At 44.0% G+C, this 2,916-nt stretch carries 1 protein-coding gene; it reads left to right on the forward strand.

Annotated elements, in window-relative coordinates; all coding sequences use genetic code 11:
• Nucleotides 1–74: 74 nt before the first annotated feature.
• Entirely contained in the window at nucleotides 75–2,726 is a 2,652-nt protein-coding gene (locus IQ242_RS21405; protein WP_193961334.1) for a family 10 glycosylhydrolase, read from the forward strand.
• Nucleotides 2,727–2,916 lie beyond the last annotated feature (190 nt).

Genomic DNA, 2,916 nt, shown 5'->3' on the forward strand with positions numbered 1-2,916 from the left:
GCCAAAGATACTCTTTTTTGGCTAAGTTGGGTAAAATCAGGAGGAGTTAACCAAAAAAATTAAGAGAAAAAAACGTGCTGGGATCGTCCTTCCGTCTTGATCATCTTTTTAACAAGCCCCTAATTGCCTGTCTTTTGTCCTGTGTGGGTGTCTTGCTGCCGATCCCAGTTTTAGCGACACCGGTGGCAGTGTTAAAAAGTCAAGAAAATGCCAATCAATGGACAGATATAACCGAACGTTTGCAAAATGTCGGGGTTAATTACTGCATTCTCCAGAGTAATCAGTGGCAAAGCGACGCGGATTTAAATAAAATTAGCGTTCTCATTATCCCCAACGTCGAGACTATTTCCGGTTTACAAGCTGGTGTCTTGAGTCGTTGGCTTAATCGCGGTGGTAAAATTATTGTCACCGGTCCGGCGGGAAATCTTTCGGAACCTGCTGTGCGGAATCAACTGCGATCGCTATTTGGGGCTTACTGGGCCTATCCCCACTCCCAAGCTTACACCCTGCGGCCGACTAATTTGGGTGAACTGAAAAACCAAAAACCTTTAGCCAGCAGTCTCCTCGGTGGCGTGGTTATCCCCACGGGAGTTAATAGCCAAACCGTCGCCGTCTGGGGGGCGCGCAATAATCCCCCCGCCGTTGTCCTCAATAATAACTCGATCTTTCTCGGTTGGCGCTGGGGCAGCAGTGCCGTTGCTAATCTCGCCCTCGATAGCGCTTGGCTAGAAACCGCCCTGCAACGCTACGGCATTAATCGCAGTTCTTCTCCTAGCACAATTGCGCCCTATTGTCAAGGGCAATCAACAATAGTTAATAATATTAATAATACCCCAACAGCGATCTCGCGTAGCGAGCGCGTTGCGACCGCACCCCGTCGCCCTCTACCCCAGATTGCAGAAAATCCCCCCAGTGAAACAGCGAGATTAAGTCCGAATACCGAGGCAATTCCCCCCAGAGCGAGCCTAACTTCTCAACAAATTGGCCAGATGACGGCGGAATTGCAGGGATTAATCGGGCGTTATGGGGCGACTCTCTTAGCTTTAGAAGCCAGTAATAATAACACTTTAACTACTGATAAATCCTTAGCACAAGCATTTCATAATCGTGGGAAAAATTCCAGCGCATCAGATACAGCTAGACGATTCCGTTTAGCCCTAGAAAATGCCCAAGGAACCTTAAATAATTTTCAGAATTTAATCGCCCAGGGTTCCTATACGCAAGCGCGGGAATTTTGGTTACAAGCGCGGCGAAGTCTTTGGGATAATTATCCCACTAATCGACAATTTGCCCAACCAGAAATACGGGCAATGTGGTTAGATCGAGGCACGATCGTACAAGCTAAAAACGAGGAGGATTTAGCTAAAGTATTTGATCGCATGGCGGCAGCGGGTATTAATGTGGTCTTTTTCGAGACAGTTAATGCTAGTTATACTATTTATCCCAGTCAAGTTGCCCCCGAACAAAACCCTTTAACTAGAGGTTGGGATCCCCTAAAAGTTGCCGTTAAATTAGCCCATGAACGCAATATGGAAATCCACGCCTGGGTGTGGGTTTTTGCGGCGGCTAATCAAGCTCATAATAAAGTATTAGAGCAACCATTAGATTATCTCGGTCCAGTTTTATCCCGTAATCCCGATTGGGGGGCAACTAATAAAAGTGGTGGTTCTTTTGATTACAGTCAAGGCACGAAAAAAGCCTTTTTTGATCCTGCTAATCCCGACCTACAGAACTATCTTTTATCTCTTTACGAGGAGATTGTCAAAAATTACGATGTGGATGGCTTGCAGTTAGATTATATTCGCTATCCCTTCCAGAGTCAAGATTCTAATCAAACCTATGGTTATGGTAAATCCAGCCGTTGGTTATTTAAACAAATGACGGGAGTTGATCCAATTACTTTAAATCCCCGGGGTGCTTTATGGGAACAATGGACTAGCTTTAAAATCCGTCAGGTTGATACTTTTGTCTCGCAGGTTTCTACTCGCTTAAAACAGATTCGCCCCAACTTAAAAATGTCGGCGGCGGTGTTTCCCCTAGAACAAAAAGAACGATTATATCGTATTCAACAAAACTGGGAAGAATGGGGACAAAATCAATGGATAGACCTGATATTTTTAATGACTTATGCTCTCGATACAGGGACTTTAGAAGATAAAACTAAGTCTTTATTTGATCGCCAAATTGCAGGAAATGCTCTGATTATACCCGGTATCCGTCTGTTAAAAGTACCCGATCAAGTCACGATCGATCAACTACAATTTATTCGCAATCTTCCCACTTCGGGATTCGCTCTTTTTGCCACAGAAAATCTCAATCCCAACTTGCAAACAATTCTTAATCGCATTCAGGGATCGATAATTACGAAAAAAAACGAACCTTTACCCCACCGTCAACCCTTCAAAACGGCGGCGGCGAGGTTTAATTCCCTGCGTCAAGAGTGGAGTTTTTTAATAATAAATAATTTATGGGCAATGGAGGAGGGAACCTTAAAAGCTTGGGGGCAAGAAGTGGACGAAATGGCTAATCTATTAGAACAATTGGCTAATAATCCCAGCCCTCGCAATTTGACTTTAACTCAAAATGCTTTAAAGCGATTTAGCTATAAATTTAAATCTGTGATGTCCAGACAAAAAGATTTATCTGCCTATCAAATACAGGTCTGGGAAAATCGCCTCGCAACCCTAGAACGTCTCTTAAGTTATGGTCAAAGGGTTGAGTTTTAATTAGGGTTTACTGAAAAAGTTTGTCGGTGGGGCTAGGAGAGAGGAGACTCCGAGACAGTATTCAGGAGTTGAGAGTTGGGGTTTTAGGGAGTTGGGGTTTTAAGTAGTCGTGCAAAATAAATTTCCTAGTGAAGATAGGCAAGAGGCAAGAGGCAAGAGGCAAGACCGGGGTTAGATATGTGTAATTAAT

Source organism: Microcystis sp. LEGE 08355 (assembly GCF_015207185.1).
In the GTDB taxonomy this organism is placed as follows: domain Bacteria; phylum Cyanobacteriota; class Cyanobacteriia; order Cyanobacteriales; family Microcystaceae; genus Microcystis; species Microcystis panniformis.